Origin of the sequence: Micromonospora eburnea (assembly GCF_900090225.1) — a bacterium.
Taxonomy (GTDB): domain Bacteria; phylum Actinomycetota; class Actinomycetes; order Mycobacteriales; family Micromonosporaceae; genus Micromonospora; species Micromonospora eburnea.
Map to the genome: position 1 here is coordinate 264,755 of NZ_FMHY01000002.1, position 15,725 is coordinate 280,479.

A 15,725-nucleotide genomic window follows, 5' to 3' on the forward strand; every position below is an offset into this window, starting at 1 on the left:
CGAGGAGTGCGGCGCAGCGGAGCCCCGCAGCCGCGACCGGAAGGCGGCGCTGGTGAGTGACGCGCGGGAGGCCGTGGCGGCGGTGGTGGACCCGGAGATCCGGGTCGTCACCATCGACGAGCTGGGCATCCTCCGCTCGGTGGACGAGGACCCGGCGACCGGCCGAGTGGTCGTCACCATCACCCCCACCTACACCGGCTGCCCGGCGATGGACGTGATCCGCGCCGACATCCGCCGGGCGTTGGCCGCCGCCGGTCACCCGGACGCCGAGATCCGCACCGTGCACGCCCCGGCGTGGAGCACGGACTGGATCTCGGAGCGCGGCCGGGCCAAGCTCGCCGCCGCCGGGATCGCCCCGCCCGCGCCGACCCGGGCGGGGAACGTCGTGTCGCTGACCCTCGCCGTCCGTTGCCCACGCTGTGGCTCCCCGGACACCGAGCAGGTCAGCCGCTTCGGCTCGACCGCGTGCAAGGCACTGTGGCGCTGCCGTTCCTGCTCCGAACCCTTCGACCACCTGAAGGCGCTGTGACTGTCACCATCACCCGACCGGTCCGCCGCCGGCCGGTCTTCCACCCGCTTCCCGTCGCCGCCGTCGACCGGCTCACCGACGACGCCGTGGCGATCACCTTCGCCGTACCCGAGGAGCTGCGGGAGACGTTCGCGTTCTCCGCCGGCCAGCACCTCACGGTCCGGCGTCCCGCCGAAGGCGGGGAGGACGTGCGGCGGTCGTACTCGATCTGCTCCACGCCGGAGGAGCTGGCCCGGCACGGCCGGCTGCGGATCGGGGTGCGGGAGATTCCCGGTGGCGCCTTCTCCGCGTACGCCTGTGGGGCGCTGCGCGGCGGCGACACCGTCGAGGTGCTGCCCCCGCTCGGGCATTTCACCACGGCGTTCGCGCCGGACCGGGCCCGGCACTACGGCGCGGTGGTCGCCGGCTCCGGGATCACCCCGGTGCTCTCGCTGGTCGCGACGGCGCTGGCCGTCGAGCCGGCCAGCACCTTCACCCTGGTGTACGGCAACCGCACCGCGAACTCGGTGATGTTCGCCGAGGAGCTGGCCGACCTGAAGGACCGGTATCCGACCCGGCTGCACCTGGTGCACGTGCTGTCCCGGGAGATGGGTGAATCGCCGCTGCTCTCCGGGCGGATCGACGCCGAGCGGCTGACCCGGTTGCTGGACACCATCGTCCCCGGCGACGCCATCGAGGAGTGGTTCCTCTGTGGCCCGTACGGGATGGTGGTGGATGCCAAGGCGGTGCTCGCCGCCCGGGGTCTGCCGGATGCGGCGGTGCACACCGAGCTGTTCCACGTCGACGCCCCGCCGGAGCCGGTCCGCCGCCCCGTGGCCGAGCCCGGTGCCGGCACCGAGGTGACGATCGTGCTGGACGGGCGCTCGTCGAGCTTCACCATGGGGCGGGACGAGCGGGTGCTGGACGCGGCGCTGAAGGTCCGCGGCGAGCTGCCGTACGCCTGCAAGGGCGGGGTCTGCTCGACCTGCAAGGCCAAGGTGGTCGCCGGCGAGGTGACCATGGCCCGCAACTACGCGCTGGAGCCGGACGAGATGGCCGCCGGGTACGTGCTCACCTGCCAGTCCAGCCCGCTGACGGACGAGCTCACCGTCGACTACGACGCCTGATCCTCCGCGCCGATCAGGCGGCCTGTAGAACGTCCTGTTCTACACTCGTGTCATGGAGCAGATCGCGGTCCGGGAGCTGAACCAGCACACGAGCCGGGTGTTGGCGCGGGTGCGCGCCGGCGAGACGGTCGAGGTGACCGATCGGGGCGAACCGATCGCTCGCCTGGTCCCGATCCTGGCGGGTGACGCGCTTCTCGGCCGTCTGGTGGCCGAGGGCCGGGCGACGGCCCCGTCCTCGGCCGGACCGGTGCCGATGCCGCCGGTACTCGGCGACCCCGCCGTCGATGTCGCGGCCGTCCTGGCCGAGTCGCGGGACGAGGAGCGTTGGTGATCTACCTCGACTCCGCGGCGGTCATCAAGCTCCTTCGTCGGGAACAGGAGACCCCGGAGCTGGTCGGCTGGCTCAACGAGCGGGTCGGGATGTCGATGGTCTCGTCGGCTCTGGTCGAGGTGGAGGTGCCACGGGCCCTCCGTCGGGCTGCGCCGCAGGCGCTGGTCGGCGTTCCGTCGGTACTGGGGCGGCTCTACCGGGTCGAGATCGACGCGGCTGTCCGGGCCGCCGCCGGTGCCTACGCCGAGCCGCTGCTCCGCAGCCTGGACGCGATCCACCTGGCGACCGCGGAGATCCTGGCCCGCCAGGCGGGCGCCGACTTCGCCGCCTTCGTCACCTACGACCGGCGGCTGCTGGACGCGGCGAAGGCCGTGGGCCTGCCGGTGGCGAGCCCGGGCATGAACTGACTCAGGGTCCGAACGCCCCTTACGGCAGCCGCAACCGGTCGGCGTAGGCTCGGAGGCGTGACGGTGAGCCGGGAGATCGACGACATCCTGCAGCGCGGCGCGGACGGCGGGCGGATCACGCCCGAGGAGGCCCTGCTGCTCTACACCGAGGCGCCCTTCCACGCGTTGGGCGAGGCCGCGGACGCGGTGCGCCGACGGCGCTACCCGGACAACATCGTCACGTACCTGATCGACCGCAACATCAACTACACGAACGTCTGCGTGACGGCGTGCAAGTTCTGCGCCTTCTACCGGGCGCCCAAGCACAAGGAGGGGTGGACCCACCCCACCGAGGAGATCCTGCGCCGCTGCGGCGAGGCGGTCGAGCTGGGCGCGACCCAGGTGATGCTCCAGGGCGGCCACCACCCGGACTACGGGGTGGAGTACTACGAGGAGCTGTTCTCGGCGGTCAAGAAGGCGTATCCGCAGCTCGCCATCCACTCGATCGGTCCGAGCGAGATCCTGCACATGGCCAAGGTCTCCGGGGTGAGCCTGGACGAGGCCATCGCCCGGATCAAGACCGCCGGGCTGGACTCGATCGCCGGCGCCGGCGCCGAGATGCTGCCGGACCGGCCGCGCCGGGCGATCGCCCCGCTGAAGGAGTCGGGCGCGCGCTGGCTGGAGGTCATGGAGCTGGCGCACCGGCAGGGCCTCGAATCGACGGCGACCATGATGATGGGCACCGGCGAGACCAACGCCGAGCGGATCGAGCACCTGCGGATGATCCGTGACGTGCAGGACCGCACCGGTGGCTTCCGGGCGTTCATCCCGTGGACGTACCAGCCGGAGAACAACCACCTCAAGGGCCGTACCCAGGCGACCACCATGGAATACCTGCGGCTGGTCGCGGTGGCCCGGCTGTTCTTCGAGACGGTGCCGCACCTCCAGGCGTCCTGGCTGACCACCGGCAAGGATGTCGGCCAGCTCGCGCTGCACATGGGCGTGGACGACCTCGGCTCGATCATGCTGGAGGAGAACGTCATCTCCTCGGCCGGCGCCCGGCACCGGTCCAACCTGCACGAGCTGATCAGCATGATCCGCACCGCCGACCGGATCCCGGCCCAGCGGGACACCCTCTACCACCGGCTCGCGGTGCACTGGACGCCGGCCGACGACCCGACCGACGACCGGGTGGTCTCGCACTTCTCGTCGATCGCCCTGCCGGGCGGCGGGGCGGGGAAGTCGTTGCCGCTCGTCGAGGTGAACTGAGTCGTTCCGTCGCTCCCCGCGATGCCCGCCGTACGCCTGGTGTTCGGCCGGCTCGGCGCTGCGGTCGGCCGAACGGTCACCACGCGGTCGTCGCGGGGCTGTTTTCCGGTGCCCGTTCACGCGACCGGCCTCCGGCGCCCGTCGCAACAAGAGCTGTCAATTGGGGCGATTTCGGGTGGCGGTCGGCCACCTGGGGTGATGAGGCTCCGGCGCGGAGGGTGGCGAGGATGATCGCGGGCCGCTAACGTCCCCGCTGGTCCCCGTTACGTTCCTCACCGGGGTGAACCTCATGATCTTCGGGCCGGCCGTCCGCCGGTCATCCTCCACCGGCCCGCGAGGGCCGTTCACATAACGCACGGCAGCCGAGGGCGGGATGGACATCATCCCGCCCTCGCTGTCCGCTCCGGCGGGCGTGGGCGGCCGGCGGTGCTGTCGGCCCGTCCGCACGTACCCGAGGGGCGCCGGGCGGCGGCCGGCTGGCAGAGTGAGGGGATGAGCCGTACCCCGCAGGGCCAGCGCGCTGGCCTGGACAAGCAGCCCCACGAGGTCGCCGCGATGTTCGACGGCGTGGCGGCTCGCTACGACGTGACGAACACGGTGATGACCGCCGGCCGGGACCGGGCCTGGCGCCGGGCCACCCGGGCGGCGCTCGATCTGCGCCCCGGGGAACGGGTGCTGGACGTGGGCGCGGGTACGGGAGTCTCCACCGAGGAACTGGGCCAGTCCGGCGCGTACGTGGTCGGCGCCGACATCTCCCTCGGCATGCTCCAGGCCGGTCGCCGGACCCGGCCGCACGTGCCGTTGCTGGCCGGCGACGCGCTGCGGCTGCCCTTCCCGGACGCCACCTTCGACGCGGTGACCATCTCCTTCGCGTTCCGCAACGTGGTCGACACCCAGGCGGCCCTGCGCGAGTTCGCCCGGGTGACCCGGTCGGGCGGTCGGCTGGTGATCTGTGAGTTGAGCCACCCGACCAACCCGCTGTTCCGCACCGCGTATTTGTCGTACCTGATGCGGTGGTTGCCGACCGCGGCCCGGGTGGTCTCCAGCAACCCCGACGCGTACGTCTATCTGATCGAGTCGATTCGGGCCTGGCCGGACCAGGCCGCCCTGGCGGCGCGGATCCAGGAGGCCGGCTGGGGGCAGGTCGCCTGGCGGAACCTGACCGGCGGGCTGGCGGCGCTGCACCGGGCGGTCCGGGACTGACGGTCGACCGGCCGTGGCAGGGGGTCACTGTCCATTTCGTGAATATCCGTTATTACTCCATTTAGTCCCGTAGGCTCGCCCCCATGACGGGACCAGAGCAGGCGGCCACGGACGACGACGCCGCGGAACTCATCGCGCAGCTCAAGGAGCTGGCCGGCGCGGATCCCGCAGACGTCCGTCAGGTGGTCGCCGAGGTGCTGGCCGCGCTCGACCGGGCGGCCGGCGGCGCGCTGCGCGAGCACCTGCCCGAGACCATCCGCCTCGACGCCGGCCTCGGACCGGCCGCGCCGGCCCGTCCGTGACGCCGAAGTGGACTCCTACCGGCCTGTTCTCGCGAAGTTAGGTACCCCTCACCGGTTACCGGTGTAACTACGGTCATAGACTCCAACCCGATCGGCTTGTGAAGCATTTCACGAGCGTGCGGGAGGAGGCGCAGATGACCGCGGTGGAGCACGACGCCGACGTGATCGTCGTGGGCGCCGGTCCCGGCGGATCGGCAACCGCGTACCACCTGGCGCGGCACGGCGTACGCGTGCTGCTGCTGGAGAAGACCGAGTTTCCCCGGGAGAAGGTCTGCGGCGACGGGCTCACCCCGCGCGCCGTGCGGCAGCTCGTCCGGATGGGTGTGGACACCTCGCCCGAGGCCGGCTGGCTGCACAACAAGGGCCTCCGGGTGATCGGCGGCGGGGTACGCCTGGAACTGGACTGGCCCGACCTGGCCAGCTTCCCCAACTACGGCCTGGTCCGGACCCGGCTCGACTTCGACGACCTGCTCGCCCAGCGGGCCGTCGCCGCCGGGGCGAAGCTGCGGACCAGCGTCAACGTGATGGGTCCGGTGCTCGACGCCGACGACCGGGTGATCGGGGTGCGGGCCGAGGTGGGTCCGGAGAAGGAGCCGGCCACCTTCCACGCCCCGCTGGTGGTCGCCGCGGACGGCGTCTCCGGCCGCTTCCCGCTCGCCCTCGGCCTGGCCAAGCGGGAGGACCGGCCGATCGGCGTGGCGGTCCGCCGCTACTACCGCTCGCCGGCTCGGCACGACGACAACTACCTGGAGTCGTGGCTGGAGCTGCGGGCCAAGGGCAATGACGCGCTGCTCCCCGGCTACGGGTGGATCTTCGGTCTGGGCGACGGCCGGGTCAACGTCGGCCTCGGCATCCTCAACTCGTCCTCCGCCTTCGGCAAGACCAACTACCGGCGGCTGCTCACCGACTGGCTGGCCAACACCCCCGAGGAGTGGGGGATGACCGACGAGACCAACGCGGAGGGTCCGATCCTCGGCGCCGCGCTGCCGATGGGCTTCAACCGGGTGCCGCACTACACCCGCGGGGTGCTGCTGGTCGGCGACTCCGGCGGCATGGTCAACCCGTTCAACGGCGAGGGCATCGCGTACGCGATGGAGTCGGGCGAACTGGCCGCCGAGGTGGCGGTGCAGGCGCTCGCCCGGTCCGCCGCTGCCGAGCGGGAGCGGGCGCTGCAGGCGTACCCGCAGGAGCTGAAGGCCCGCTTCGGCGGCTACTACCGGCTCGGCGGGATCTTCGTGAAGCTGATCGGCCGCCCGGAGATCATGCGGCTGGCCACCAAGCACGGCATGCCGCACCCGACGCTGATGCGCTTCGTGCTCAAGCTGCTGGCCAACCTGACCGACCCCCGGGGCGGGGACGCGATGGACCGGGTCATCAACGCGATGACGAAGGTGGCGCCAGCCGTGTAGACCACCCGTTCCGGGGCGGTGCCGGCCCGGAAACGGACAGAGATCGACCCCGCCGGCCGAGGTCACGAGGGACGTGAATAGTGTGATTTTCGCCAACGACCGAGGCCAGGGAAGGACGAGCAGGAGACAACGATGACGCTCTCGCCTTACGCACCGATCATCGGGCTGTTCGCCCTCGCCGCGGCGTTCGCGCTGATCTCCGTGGCCGGTGCCCGACTCGCCGGTCCCCGGCGTCTGAACAAGGCCAAGCTCGAGGCGTACGAGTGCGGCATCGAGCCGAGCCCGCAGCCGGTCGGCGGCGGCCGGTTCCCGATCAAGTTCTACCTGACGGCGATGCTTTTCATCGTCTTCGACATCGAGATCATCTTCCTTTACCCCTGGGCGGTCTCCTTCGACGTCCTGCCGATCTTCGGCTTCGTGGAGATGGTCCTGTTCATCGTCGCGGTCTTCGTCGCCTACGCCTACGTCTGGCGGCGCGGCGGCCTGGACTGGGACTGAGGGAGGTACGCAGATGGGCATCGAGGAGAAGCTTCCCTCCGGCGTCCTGCTCACCACCGTCGAGAAGCTGGTCAACTGGTCGCGGAAGTCGTCCGTCTGGGGCGCCACCTTCGGCCTGGCCTGCTGCGCCATCGAGATGATGGCGGCCGGTGGCCCGCACTACGACATGGGCCGCTGGGGCATGGAGGTCTTCCGGGCCTCGCCCCGGCAGGCGGACCTGATGATCGTGGCCGGCCGGGTGAGCCAGAAGATGGCCCCGGTCCTGCGCCAGATCTACGACCAGATGGCCGAGCCCCGCTGGGTGCTCTCCATGGGCGTCTGCGCCAGCAGCGGCGGCATGTTCAACAACTACGCCATCGTGCAGGGCGTCGACCACGTCGTCCCGGTCGACATGTACCTCCCGGGCTGCCCGCCCCGGCCCGAGATGCTCATCGACGCGGTCCTCAAGCTCCGCGAGAAGATCGGGCACGAGCCGCTGGGCCCGAACGGCCGCAAGATGCTGGAGGCCCGCAAGGAGCGCGGTGACGTGCCCGTGGTGCCGTACGGCTCGATGCCGTCGTCGTACCGCAACGACAAGGCCCGGCGTGCCGAGTGGACCAGGGCGGTCCGCGAGGGGCGCGAGGAGCAGTTGCGGATCGAGAACTGGATGAAGGCCCAGAACCACCTCCACCCGCACGGGGGCCCGAAGTGAGCGCAACTGACGACAGGACCAACAACGGCGGTGTGCCGGTGCCGGTCACCCCGGCCGGGGCCACCAGCGGTGCGCCGGCCGAGCACCCGCCGGCCAGCCCCGCCGGCCGTGGCATGTTCGGCGTGCACGGCAGCGGCGACGTCTCCGGCTACGGCGGCCTGGTCCGCCCGCGCAAGGCGATCGAGGAGAGCCCCCGGCCGTACGGCGGCTACTTCGACGAGGTCCGGGACGCGCTGGAGGAGGCGTACCCCCAGTTCGGCGACGCGATCGAGAAGGTCGTGGTCGACCGGGGCGAGCTGACCCTGCACGTCCGCCCGGAGCGGATCGCCGAGGTCTGCCAGGTGATGCGCGACGATCTGGCGCTGCGTTTCGAGCTCTGCTCGTCGGTGTCCGGCGTGGACTACCTGGGCGCCGAGGAGCGCCGGCTGCACGTGGTCTACCAGCTCACCTCGATGACCTACCGGCGTCGGGTCCGGCTGGAGGCCGCCGTCTCCGCCGAGAACCCGCACCTGCCGAGCGTCACCAGCGTCTACCCGACCGCCGACTGGCAGGAGCGGGAGGCGTACGACATGTTCGGCATCGTCTTCGACGGCCACCCCAACCTGACCCGGATCCTCATGCCGGACGACTGGGAGGGGCACCCGCAGCGCAAGGACTACCCCCTCGGCGGTGTGCCCGTCGAGTACAAGGGCGCGGAGATCCCGCCACCGGACCGTCGGAGGTCGTACCAGTGAGCGCGAGGAGTGCAGCGGAGCGGAGCCCCGCAGTCGTGAACGGAGGGTGGGCACTGTGACGACGTCGAACTACGCGGCCGAGCGCGAGACCACCGAGGGCAAGGTCTTCACCGTCACCGGTGGGGACTGGGACACGGTCGTCTCCGGCACCGACCCGATCAACGACGAGCGGATCGTCGTCAACATGGGTCCGCAGCACCCGTCCACCCACGGCGTGCTCCGGCTGATCCTGGAGCTGGAGGGCGAGACGGTCCGCGAGGCCCGCTCGGTCATCGGCTACCTGCACACCGGCATCGAGAAGAACCTCGAATACCGCACCTGGGTCCAGGGCTCGACCTTCGTGACCCGGATGGACTACCTCTCCCCGTTGTTCAACGAGACGGCGTACGCGCTGGCGGTGGAGAAGCTGCTCGGCATCACCGACGACGTGACCGAGCGGGCCAGCGTCATCCGGGTGCTGATGATGGAGCTCAACCGGATCTCCTCGCACCTGGTCTGGCTGGCCACCACCGGCATGGAGCTGGGCGCGATCTCGATCATGCTGTACGGCTTCCGCGAGCGGGAGTACATCCTCGACATCTTCGAGACCATCACCGGCCTGCGCATGAACCACGCGTACGTGCGGCCGGGCGGGGTGGCGCAGGACGTGCCGGACGACGCGATCGTCAAGATCCGGAACTTCCTCAAGATGATGCCGAAGAAGCTCAAGGAGTACGAGGACCTCCTCTCCGGTCAGCCGATCTGGACCGAGCGCACCAAGAACGTCGCGGTGCTCGACGTGACCGGCTGCCTCGCGCTCGGCGTCACCGGCCCGGTGCTCCGCTCCGCCGGTCTCGCCTGGGACCTGCGCAAGACCATGCCGTACTGCGGCTACGAGACGTACGAGTTCGACGTCCCGACCCACACCGACGGCGACGTCTGGGGCCGCTACCTGGTCCGGCTCGCCGAGATCCGTGAGTCGCTGAAGCTGGTCGAGCAGGCGGTGGACCGGCTGGCCAAGCGCGGGCCGGTGATGGTCTCCGACAAGAAGGTCGCCTGGCCGGCGCAGCTCGCCATCGGCGTCGACGGCATGGGCAACTCGCTGGAGCACGTCGCCAAGATCATGGGTCAGTCGATGGAGTCGCTGATCCACCACTTCAAGCTCGTCACCGAGGGTTTCCGGGTCCCGCCGGGCCAGGTGTACGTCGGCATCGAGTCGCCCCGCGGCGAGTTGGGCGTGCACGCGGTCTCCGACGGCGGCACCCGGCCGTACCGGGTGCACTACCGGGAGCCGAGCTTCGTCAACCTCCAGGCGCTCCCGGCGATGGCCGAGGGTGGCCTGATCGCCGACGTGATCGCCGGTGGTGCCTCGCTGGACCCCGTGATGGGTGGTTGTGACCGATGAGTGTCTTTACGGAAGAAACCCGGGCCCGGGCGCGGGAGATCATCGCCCGGTACCCGGCGGACCGGTCCCGCTCGGCCCTGCTGCCGCTGCTGCACCTGGTCCAGTCGGTGGAGGGCTACGTCTCCCCGGCCGGCGTCGAGTTCTGCGCCGAGGTGCTCGGCCTGAACAAGGCCCAGGTCGGCGCGGTGGCCACCTTCTACACGATGTACAAGCGCAAGCCGACCGGTGACTACCTGGTCAGCGTCTGCACCAACACGATGTGCAACGTGCTGGGCGGCCAGGAGGTCTACGACACCCTCTCGGAGCACCTGGGTGTCGGGCACGACGAGACCACCGAGGACGGGAAGATCACCCTGGAGCACGCCGAGTGCCTGGCGGCGTGCGACTACGGCCCGGTGATGACGGTCAACTACGACTTCTTCGACAACGTCGACCCGCAGGCTGCGGTCGGCGTGGTCGAGGAGCTGCGGGCCGGGGGCCGGCCGATGCCGACCCGTGGCGCGCGGCTCTGCACGTTGAAGGAGATGGCCGTCCAGCTCGCCGGTTTCGCCGACGAGCGGGAGGGCGCCGTCGCCGACGGTGGGCCGGGCGAGTCGACCCTGCGTGGCGTGCGGCTGGCCGAGGAGCACGGCATCTCGGTGCCGGGGTTCGACCCGAACACCCCGATCCGCAGCAAGGAAGCGGAGGCTCAGAAGTGACGACGCCTCGGCCGGAGACGCTGGCCAAGCTGACGCCGGTGCTGACCAAGCGCTGGCTGTCGCCGGACGCCTGGCGCATCGGCACCTACGAGAAGCTGGACGGCTACGCCGCCCTGCGCAAGGCGCTCAAGGCGCACCCGGACGACCTGATCCAGCTGATCAAGGACTCGGGGCTGCGCGGGCGCGGCGGCGCGGGCTTCCCGACCGGCCTCAAGTGGGGGTTCATCCCGCAGGGCGACGGCAAGCCGCACTACCTGGTGGTGAACGCCGACGAGGGCGAGCCGGGCACCTGCAAGGACCTGCCGCTGATGACCCACGACCCGCACTCGCTGGTCGAAGGTGTGATCATCGCTTCGTACGCGATCCGGGCCAACCGGGCGTACATCTACATCCGCGGTGAGGCCGTGCACGCCGCCCGCCGGCTGCGCAACGCGGTCCAGGAGGCGTACGCCAAGGGCTACCTCGGCCGCAACATCCAGGGCAGCGGCTTCGACCTGGACCTGGTGGTGCACTCCGGCGCCGGGGCGTACATCTGCGGCGAGGAGACCGCGCTGCTGGACTCGCTGGAGGGCTTCCGGGGCCAGCCCCGGCTGCGCCCGCCGTTCCCGGCGACCCACGGCCTGTACGCCAGCCCGACCGTGGTCAACAACGTCGGCACCATCGCCAGCGTGCCGTACATCGTGCTGGGCGGCGCGGACTGGTGGAAGACCATGGGGACGGAGAAGTCGTCCGGCCCGATGATCTATTCGCTCTCCGGCCGGATCGCCAACCCCGGCCAGTACGAGTGCTCGATGGGCATCACCCTGCGGGAGCTGATCGAGCTGGCCGGCGGGATGCGGCCCGGGCACAACCTGCGGTTCTGGACCCCGGGCGGCTCGTCCACCCCGCTGCTCACCGCCGAGCACCTGGACGTGCCGCTGGACTTCGAGGGGGTGGCGGCGGCCGGCTCGATCCTGGGCACCACGGCCACGCAGATCTTCTCCGACCAGGACTGCCCGGTGTACGCGACCTACCGGTGGCTGGAGTTCTACCACCACGAGTCGTGCGGCAAGTGCACCCCGTGCCGCGAGGGCAACTACTGGATGGTCCGGGTCTACCGGCGGATCCTCGCCGGCCAGGGCACCCACGAGGACCTGGACACCCTGCTCGACACCTGCGACAACATCCTCGGCCGCTCGTTCTGCGGTCTGGGTGACGGTGCGACCAGCTCGGTGACCTCGTCGCTGAAGTACTTCAAGCAGGACTACCTCGACTACATCGAGGGACGTACCGCGCCGAAGCTCTCCGAAAAGCAGTTGGTGGGAGCCCACTGATGACCGACGTAGCCAAGCAGACCGAGACCGTCACCCTCACCATCGACGGCGTCCAGGTCACCGCGCCCAAGGGAACGCTGCTGATCCGGGTCGCCGAGCAGATGGGCACCGAGATCCCGCGGTTCTGCGACCACCCGCTGCTGGCCCCGGCCGGCGCCTGCCGGCAGTGCCTGGTGGAGGTGGAGGGCCAGCGTAAGCCGGTCGCCTCCTGCACGCAGACCGTGGCCGAGGGCATGGTGGTCCGTACCCAGCTCACCTCGCCGGTCGCCCAGAAGGCCCAGGAGGGGGTGATGGAGCTGCTGCTCCTCAACCACCCCCTGGACTGCCCGATGTGTGACAAGGGCGGCGAGTGCCCGCTGCAGAACCAGGCGATGTCCACCGGCCGTACGGACTCCCGCTTCCACGAGCACAAGCGGGAATACCCGAAGCCGCTGCCGATCAGCAGCCAGGTGCTGCTCGACCGTGAGCGCTGCGTGCTCTGCCAGCGCTGCACCCGGTTCTCCGAGGAGATCGCCGGCGACAAGTTCATCGACCTGATGAACCGGTCGTCCGCCGAGGAGATCAACATCTACCGGGACGACGCGTACGGCGCGGAGTCCGGCGAGGACAGCGGCGACGTCCCGTTCAACTCGTACTTCTCGGGTAACACGGTGCAGATCTGCCCGGTGGGCGCGCTGACCGGCGCGCAGTACCGGTTCCGGGCCCGCCCGTTCGACCTCGTCTCCACCCCGAGCGTCTGCGAGCACTGCTCGGCCGGTTGCGCCCAGCGCACCGACTGGCGGCGCGGCAAGGTGCTGCGCCGGCTGGCCGGCGACGACCCGGCGGTGAACGAGGAGTGGAACTGCGACAAGGGTCGCTGGGGCTTCCAGTACACCCGCGCGTCCGACCGGCTCACCACCCCGCTGGTCCGCGACGAGCGGACCGGTGAGCTGCGCGAGGCGTCCTGGAGCGAGGCACTGACCCGGGCCGCCGAGGGGCTGCGCGCCGCCCGCGACGGCGGTTCGGGCACGGCGGTGCTGACCGGCGGCCGGCTGACCGTCGAGGACGCGTACGCGTACGCGAAGTTCGCCCGGGTCGCGCTGCACACCAACGACATCGACTTCCGGGCCCGCCCGGTCTCCCGCGAGGAGGCCGACTTCCTGGCCAGCCGGGTCGCCGGGGTCACCGACGTGACCTACACGGACGTGGAGAACGCGCCCGCGGTGGTGCTGGTCGGCCTGGAGCCGGAGGAGGAGTGCCCGATCCTCTTCCTGCGGCTACGCAAGGCGTACCTGAAGAACAAGCTGACCGTGTACGCGATCGCGCCGTTCGCCACGCGCGGCCTGGAGAAGCTCGGGGCCAAGCTGGCCCGGGTGGTGCCGGGCGAGGAGGCCAGCGTGCTGGCCGAACACGCCACGGTGGCCGAGGCGCTGAGCCGGCCGGGGGCGATCCTGATCGTCGGCGAGCGGCTGGGCGCGGTGCCGGGCGGGCTCTCCGCCGCGGCGGACGTCGCCCGGCGTACCGGTGCGAAGCTGGCCTGGGTGCCGCGGCGCGCGGGTGACCGCGGCGCTGTCGACGCCGGCTGCCTGCCCAACCTGCTCCCCGGTGGCCGTCCGGTCACCGAGCCGGCCGCCCGCGCCGAGCTGGGCGAGGCGTGGGACATCGCGGCCGGGGTGATTCCGAGCCAGGCCGGCCGGGACACCGACGGCATCCTCAAGGCGGCCGCCGCTGGTCAGCTCGGTGCCCTCGTGGTGGCCGGGGTGGACCCGGCCGACCTGGCCGACCCGCGCCTGGCCGAGCAGGCCCTGGACGCGGTGCCGTTCCTGGTCAGCCTGGAGCTGCGGATGAGCGCCGTGGCCCGCCGGGCGGACGTGGTCTTCCCGGTCGCCCCGGTGGTCGAGAAGGCCGGCAGCTTCCTGGACTGGGAGGGCCGGCTGCGCACCTTCGAGAAGGTGCTGGACACGGCGGCGATGTGCGACGGCCGGGTGCTCGACGCGTTGGCCGCGCAGCTCGACGTCCGGCTCGGCACCGGTGACGTGGCCGGCGTCCGCCGGGAGCTGGGCGCGCTGCCCCCGACCCGGGTGGACCGTCCGGCCGCGCCGATGTTCGAGCCGGCCACTGTGCCGCAGCCGGGCGCGGGCCAGGCCGTCCTGGCCACCTGGCACCAGCTGATCGACCTGGGCACCCTCACCGACGGCGACGAGCACCTCGCCGGCACCGCCCGCCCGCCGGTGGTCCGGCTCGGCAAGGGCACCGCCGAGGCGATCGGTGTGGCCGACGGCGACCCGGTGACCGTGGGCACCGACCGCGGCGCGGTCACCCTGCCGGCGGCGATCACCGAGATGCCGGACGGTGTGGTCTGGCTGCCGACCAACTCACCCGGCTCGACCCTCCGGCGCAGCCTCGGCGCGGCGGCCGGCGAGGTCGTACAGGTCTCCGCCGGCACGGTCGGCGGTGCTGCCGTCCCGGCCGGACGTGTCGCCTCGGACGGAGCCGGTAGCCCGGGTCCGCTCCTCAACGCAGGGGGTGTTCAGTGAGCCCGGTCATCCTGGCCGCGCAGGACCCGACGCTGGCCGACTTCGGTCACGACCCGTGGTGGCTGGTCCTGATCAAGATCGTCTTCGCGTTCGTCTTCGCCGTGCTGGCCACGCTGCTCGGCGTCTGGTTCGAGCGGCGGGTCGTCGGCTACATGCAGGTCCGGCCCGGACCCAACCAGGCCGGCCCGTTCGGCCTGCTGCAGACGCTCGCCGACGGTCTGAAGATGGCCTTCAAGGAGGACATCCTCCCGAGGACCGCCGACAAGATCGTCTTCTTCTTCGCCCCGACCGTCTCGGTGATCTGCGCGGTCACCTCGCTGTCGGTGGTGCCGTTCGGCCCGCAGGTCAGCATCTTCGGCCACTGGACGCCGTTGCAGGTCACCGACGTGTCGGTGGCGGTGCTGGTGCTGCTGGCCTGTTCCTCGATGGGCATCTACGGCATCGTGCTCGGCGGTTGGGCCTCCGGCTCGACCTACCCGCTGCTCGGTGGTCTCCGGTCCACCGCCCAGATGATCTCCTACGAGGTCGCGATGGGGCTGAGCATCGTGGCGGTGTTCATGACCGCCGGCACGATGTCCACCAGCGGGATCGTCGCCGCCCAGGCACACGGCACCAAGCTGAGCCTCTTCGGCGCCGACCTCCAGGCCCCCGGCTGGTACGCGATCCTGCTGCTGCCGAGCTTCATCATCTTCTTCATCTCCACCGTGGGTGAGACCAACCGCGCGCCGTTCGACCTGCCCGAGGCGGAGTCGGAGCTGGTCGCGGGCTACATGACCGAGTACAGCTCGCTGCGGTTCGCGCTCTTCATGCTCTCCGAGTACGTCGCGATGGTGACCATGTCCGCGGTCACCACCACGCTGTTCCTCGGCGGCTGGCGGGCCCCCTGGCCGATCACCCTGTGGGCGGGCGCCAACTCGGGTTGGTGGCCGATGCTCTGGTTCTTCGGCAAGGTGATCCTCCTGGTCTTCGTCTTCGTCTGGCTGCGGGGCACCCTGCCTCGGCTCCGGTACGACCAGTTCATGCGCTTCGGCTGGAAGGTCCTGCTGCCGATCAACCTGGTCTGGATCCTGGTGCTGAGCGGGCTGCGCTCGATCGAGGACTGGCAGACCAAGGACCGGCTGCTCGCCACCGGTATCGGCGCGGGCGTGCTGCTCCTGGCCACGCTCTTCTGGCCGACCAAGAAGAAGGAGCCGAAGCCGACGCTCCAGGAGCAGGTCAACAGCCGTCCGCACGGCAGCTTCCCGCTGCCTCCGATGGATCTTCAGGTACCACCGAGCCCGCGCACCGTGCGCGTGGTCGCCGAGCGGGAGCCGGCCAACGTCGTCGCCGGCTCGGACCCCAGCAGGGAGGTGTGAC

15 protein-coding genes and 1 pseudogene are annotated in these 15,725 nt (G+C 71.0%); all 16 read left to right on the plus strand.

Annotation, left to right across the window (positions count from 1 at the left end):
• Nucleotides 1-52: 52 nt before the first annotated feature.
• Nucleotides 53-529, plus strand: coding sequence for a 1,2-phenylacetyl-CoA epoxidase subunit PaaD (gene paaD / locus GA0070604_RS01525; protein ID WP_091112923.1), 477 nt, complete (start codon nt 53-55; stop codon nt 527-529).
• Nucleotides 526-1,635, plus strand: a complete 1,110-nt coding sequence (gene paaE, locus GA0070604_RS01530; protein ID WP_091112926.1) for a 1,2-phenylacetyl-CoA epoxidase subunit PaaE — start codon at nt 526-528, stop codon at nt 1,633-1,635. The genes paaD and paaE overlap by 4 nt, the downstream gene beginning before the upstream one ends.
• Before the next feature lie 52 nt (nt 1,636-1,687).
• Nucleotides 1,688-1,966 (plus strand): type II toxin-antitoxin system Phd/YefM family antitoxin, encoded by a 279-nt coding sequence (locus GA0070604_RS01535; protein ID WP_091112930.1) that lies wholly within the window; start codon nt 1,688-1,690, stop codon nt 1,964-1,966.
• Nucleotides 1,963-2,373, plus strand: coding sequence for a type II toxin-antitoxin system VapC family toxin (locus GA0070604_RS01540; RefSeq protein WP_091112935.1), 411 nt, complete (start codon nt 1,963-1,965; stop codon nt 2,371-2,373). The genes GA0070604_RS01535 and GA0070604_RS01540 overlap by 4 nt, the downstream gene beginning before the upstream one ends.
• Before the next feature lie 57 nt (nt 2,374-2,430).
• Complete coding sequence (mqnC, locus tag GA0070604_RS01545; RefSeq protein ID WP_091112939.1) at nt 2,431-3,621, plus strand: cyclic dehypoxanthinyl futalosine synthase; 1,191 nt, start codon at nt 2,431-2,433, stop codon at nt 3,619-3,621.
• Nucleotides 3,622-4,113: 492 nt separating this feature from the next.
• Nucleotides 4,114-4,824, plus strand: coding sequence for a demethylmenaquinone methyltransferase (locus GA0070604_RS01550; RefSeq protein ID WP_091112942.1), 711 nt, complete (start codon nt 4,114-4,116; stop codon nt 4,822-4,824).
• 83 nt (nt 4,825-4,907) lie between these two features.
• Nucleotides 4,908-5,126 carry a hypothetical protein gene (locus tag GA0070604_RS01555; protein WP_091112944.1) on the plus strand — a complete coding sequence of 73 codons (219 nt, stop codon included), beginning with the start codon at nt 4,908-4,910 and terminating at the stop codon, nt 5,124-5,126.
• Nucleotides 5,127-5,260: 134 nt separating this feature from the next.
• Entirely contained in the window at nt 5,261-6,535 is a 1,275-nt protein-coding gene (locus GA0070604_RS01560) for a geranylgeranyl reductase family protein (RefSeq protein ID WP_091126831.1), read from the plus strand.
• Between the two features lie 132 nt (nt 6,536-6,667).
• Nucleotides 6,668-7,033 (plus strand): NADH-quinone oxidoreductase subunit A, encoded by a 366-nt coding sequence (locus GA0070604_RS01565; RefSeq protein WP_091112947.1) that lies wholly within the window; start codon nt 6,668-6,670, stop codon nt 7,031-7,033.
• A gap of 13 nt (nt 7,034-7,046) precedes the next feature.
• Nucleotides 7,047-7,724 carry a NuoB/complex I 20 kDa subunit family protein gene (locus GA0070604_RS01570; protein ID WP_091112951.1) on the plus strand — a complete coding sequence of 226 codons (678 nt, stop codon included), beginning with the start codon at nt 7,047-7,049 and terminating at the stop codon, nt 7,722-7,724.
• A complete protein-coding gene (locus tag GA0070604_RS01575) occupies nt 7,721-8,458 on the plus strand; it encodes an NADH-quinone oxidoreductase subunit C (protein ID WP_091112955.1) in 738 nt (245 codons plus the stop codon). Before GA0070604_RS01570 ends, GA0070604_RS01575 begins: the two co-directional genes overlap by 4 nt.
• Nucleotides 8,459-8,513: 55 nt before the next feature.
• Complete coding sequence (locus GA0070604_RS01580; protein WP_091112958.1) at nt 8,514-9,842, plus strand: NADH-quinone oxidoreductase subunit D; 1,329 nt, start codon at nt 8,514-8,516, stop codon at nt 9,840-9,842.
• A pseudogene (gene nuoE, locus GA0070604_RS01585) lies at nt 9,839-10,537 on the plus strand (NADH-quinone oxidoreductase subunit NuoE); the annotation flags it as partial. The gene GA0070604_RS01580 and the pseudogene nuoE, both read left to right, overlap by 4 nt.
• Complete coding sequence (gene nuoF / locus GA0070604_RS01590) at nt 10,537-11,853, plus strand: NADH-quinone oxidoreductase subunit NuoF (RefSeq protein ID WP_091112961.1); 1,317 nt, start codon at nt 10,537-10,539, stop codon at nt 11,851-11,853. The pseudogene nuoE and the gene nuoF, both read left to right, overlap by 1 nt.
• A complete protein-coding gene (locus GA0070604_RS01595) occupies nt 11,853-14,369 on the plus strand; it encodes an NADH-quinone oxidoreductase subunit G (RefSeq protein ID WP_091112965.1) in 2,517 nt (838 codons plus the stop codon). Before nuoF ends, GA0070604_RS01595 begins: the two co-directional genes overlap by 1 nt.
• The gene (gene nuoH / locus GA0070604_RS01600) at nt 14,366-15,724 is read left to right on the plus strand and encodes an NADH-quinone oxidoreductase subunit NuoH (protein WP_091112970.1); all 1,359 of its coding nucleotides are present in this window, start codon (nt 14,366-14,368) and stop codon (nt 15,722-15,724) included. Before GA0070604_RS01595 ends, nuoH begins: the two co-directional genes overlap by 4 nt.
• Nucleotide 15,725 lies beyond the last annotated feature (1 nt).

Excerpts from the sequence above, each read along its gene's own strand:
- GA0070604_RS01535 (WP_091112930.1), top strand. The coding sequence starts at position 1,688 with ATGGAGCAGATCGCGGTCCGGGAGCTGAACCAGCACACGAGCCGGGTG.
- GA0070604_RS01550 (WP_091112942.1), top strand. The coding sequence starts at position 4,114 with ATGAGCCGTACCCCGCAGGGCCAGCGCGCTGGCCTGGACAAGCAGCCC.
- GA0070604_RS01565 (WP_091112947.1), top strand. The coding sequence starts at position 6,668 with ATGACGCTCTCGCCTTACGCACCGATCATCGGGCTGTTCGCCCTCGCC.
- GA0070604_RS01555 (WP_091112944.1), top strand. The coding sequence starts at position 4,908 with ATGACGGGACCAGAGCAGGCGGCCACGGACGACGACGCCGCGGAACTC.
- GA0070604_RS01570 (WP_091112951.1), top strand. The coding sequence starts at position 7,047 with ATGGGCATCGAGGAGAAGCTTCCCTCCGGCGTCCTGCTCACCACCGTC.
- GA0070604_RS01595 (WP_091112965.1), top strand. The coding sequence starts at position 11,853 with ATGACCGACGTAGCCAAGCAGACCGAGACCGTCACCCTCACCATCGAC.
- GA0070604_RS01560 (WP_091126831.1), top strand. The coding sequence starts at position 5,261 with ATGACCGCGGTGGAGCACGACGCCGACGTGATCGTCGTGGGCGCCGGT.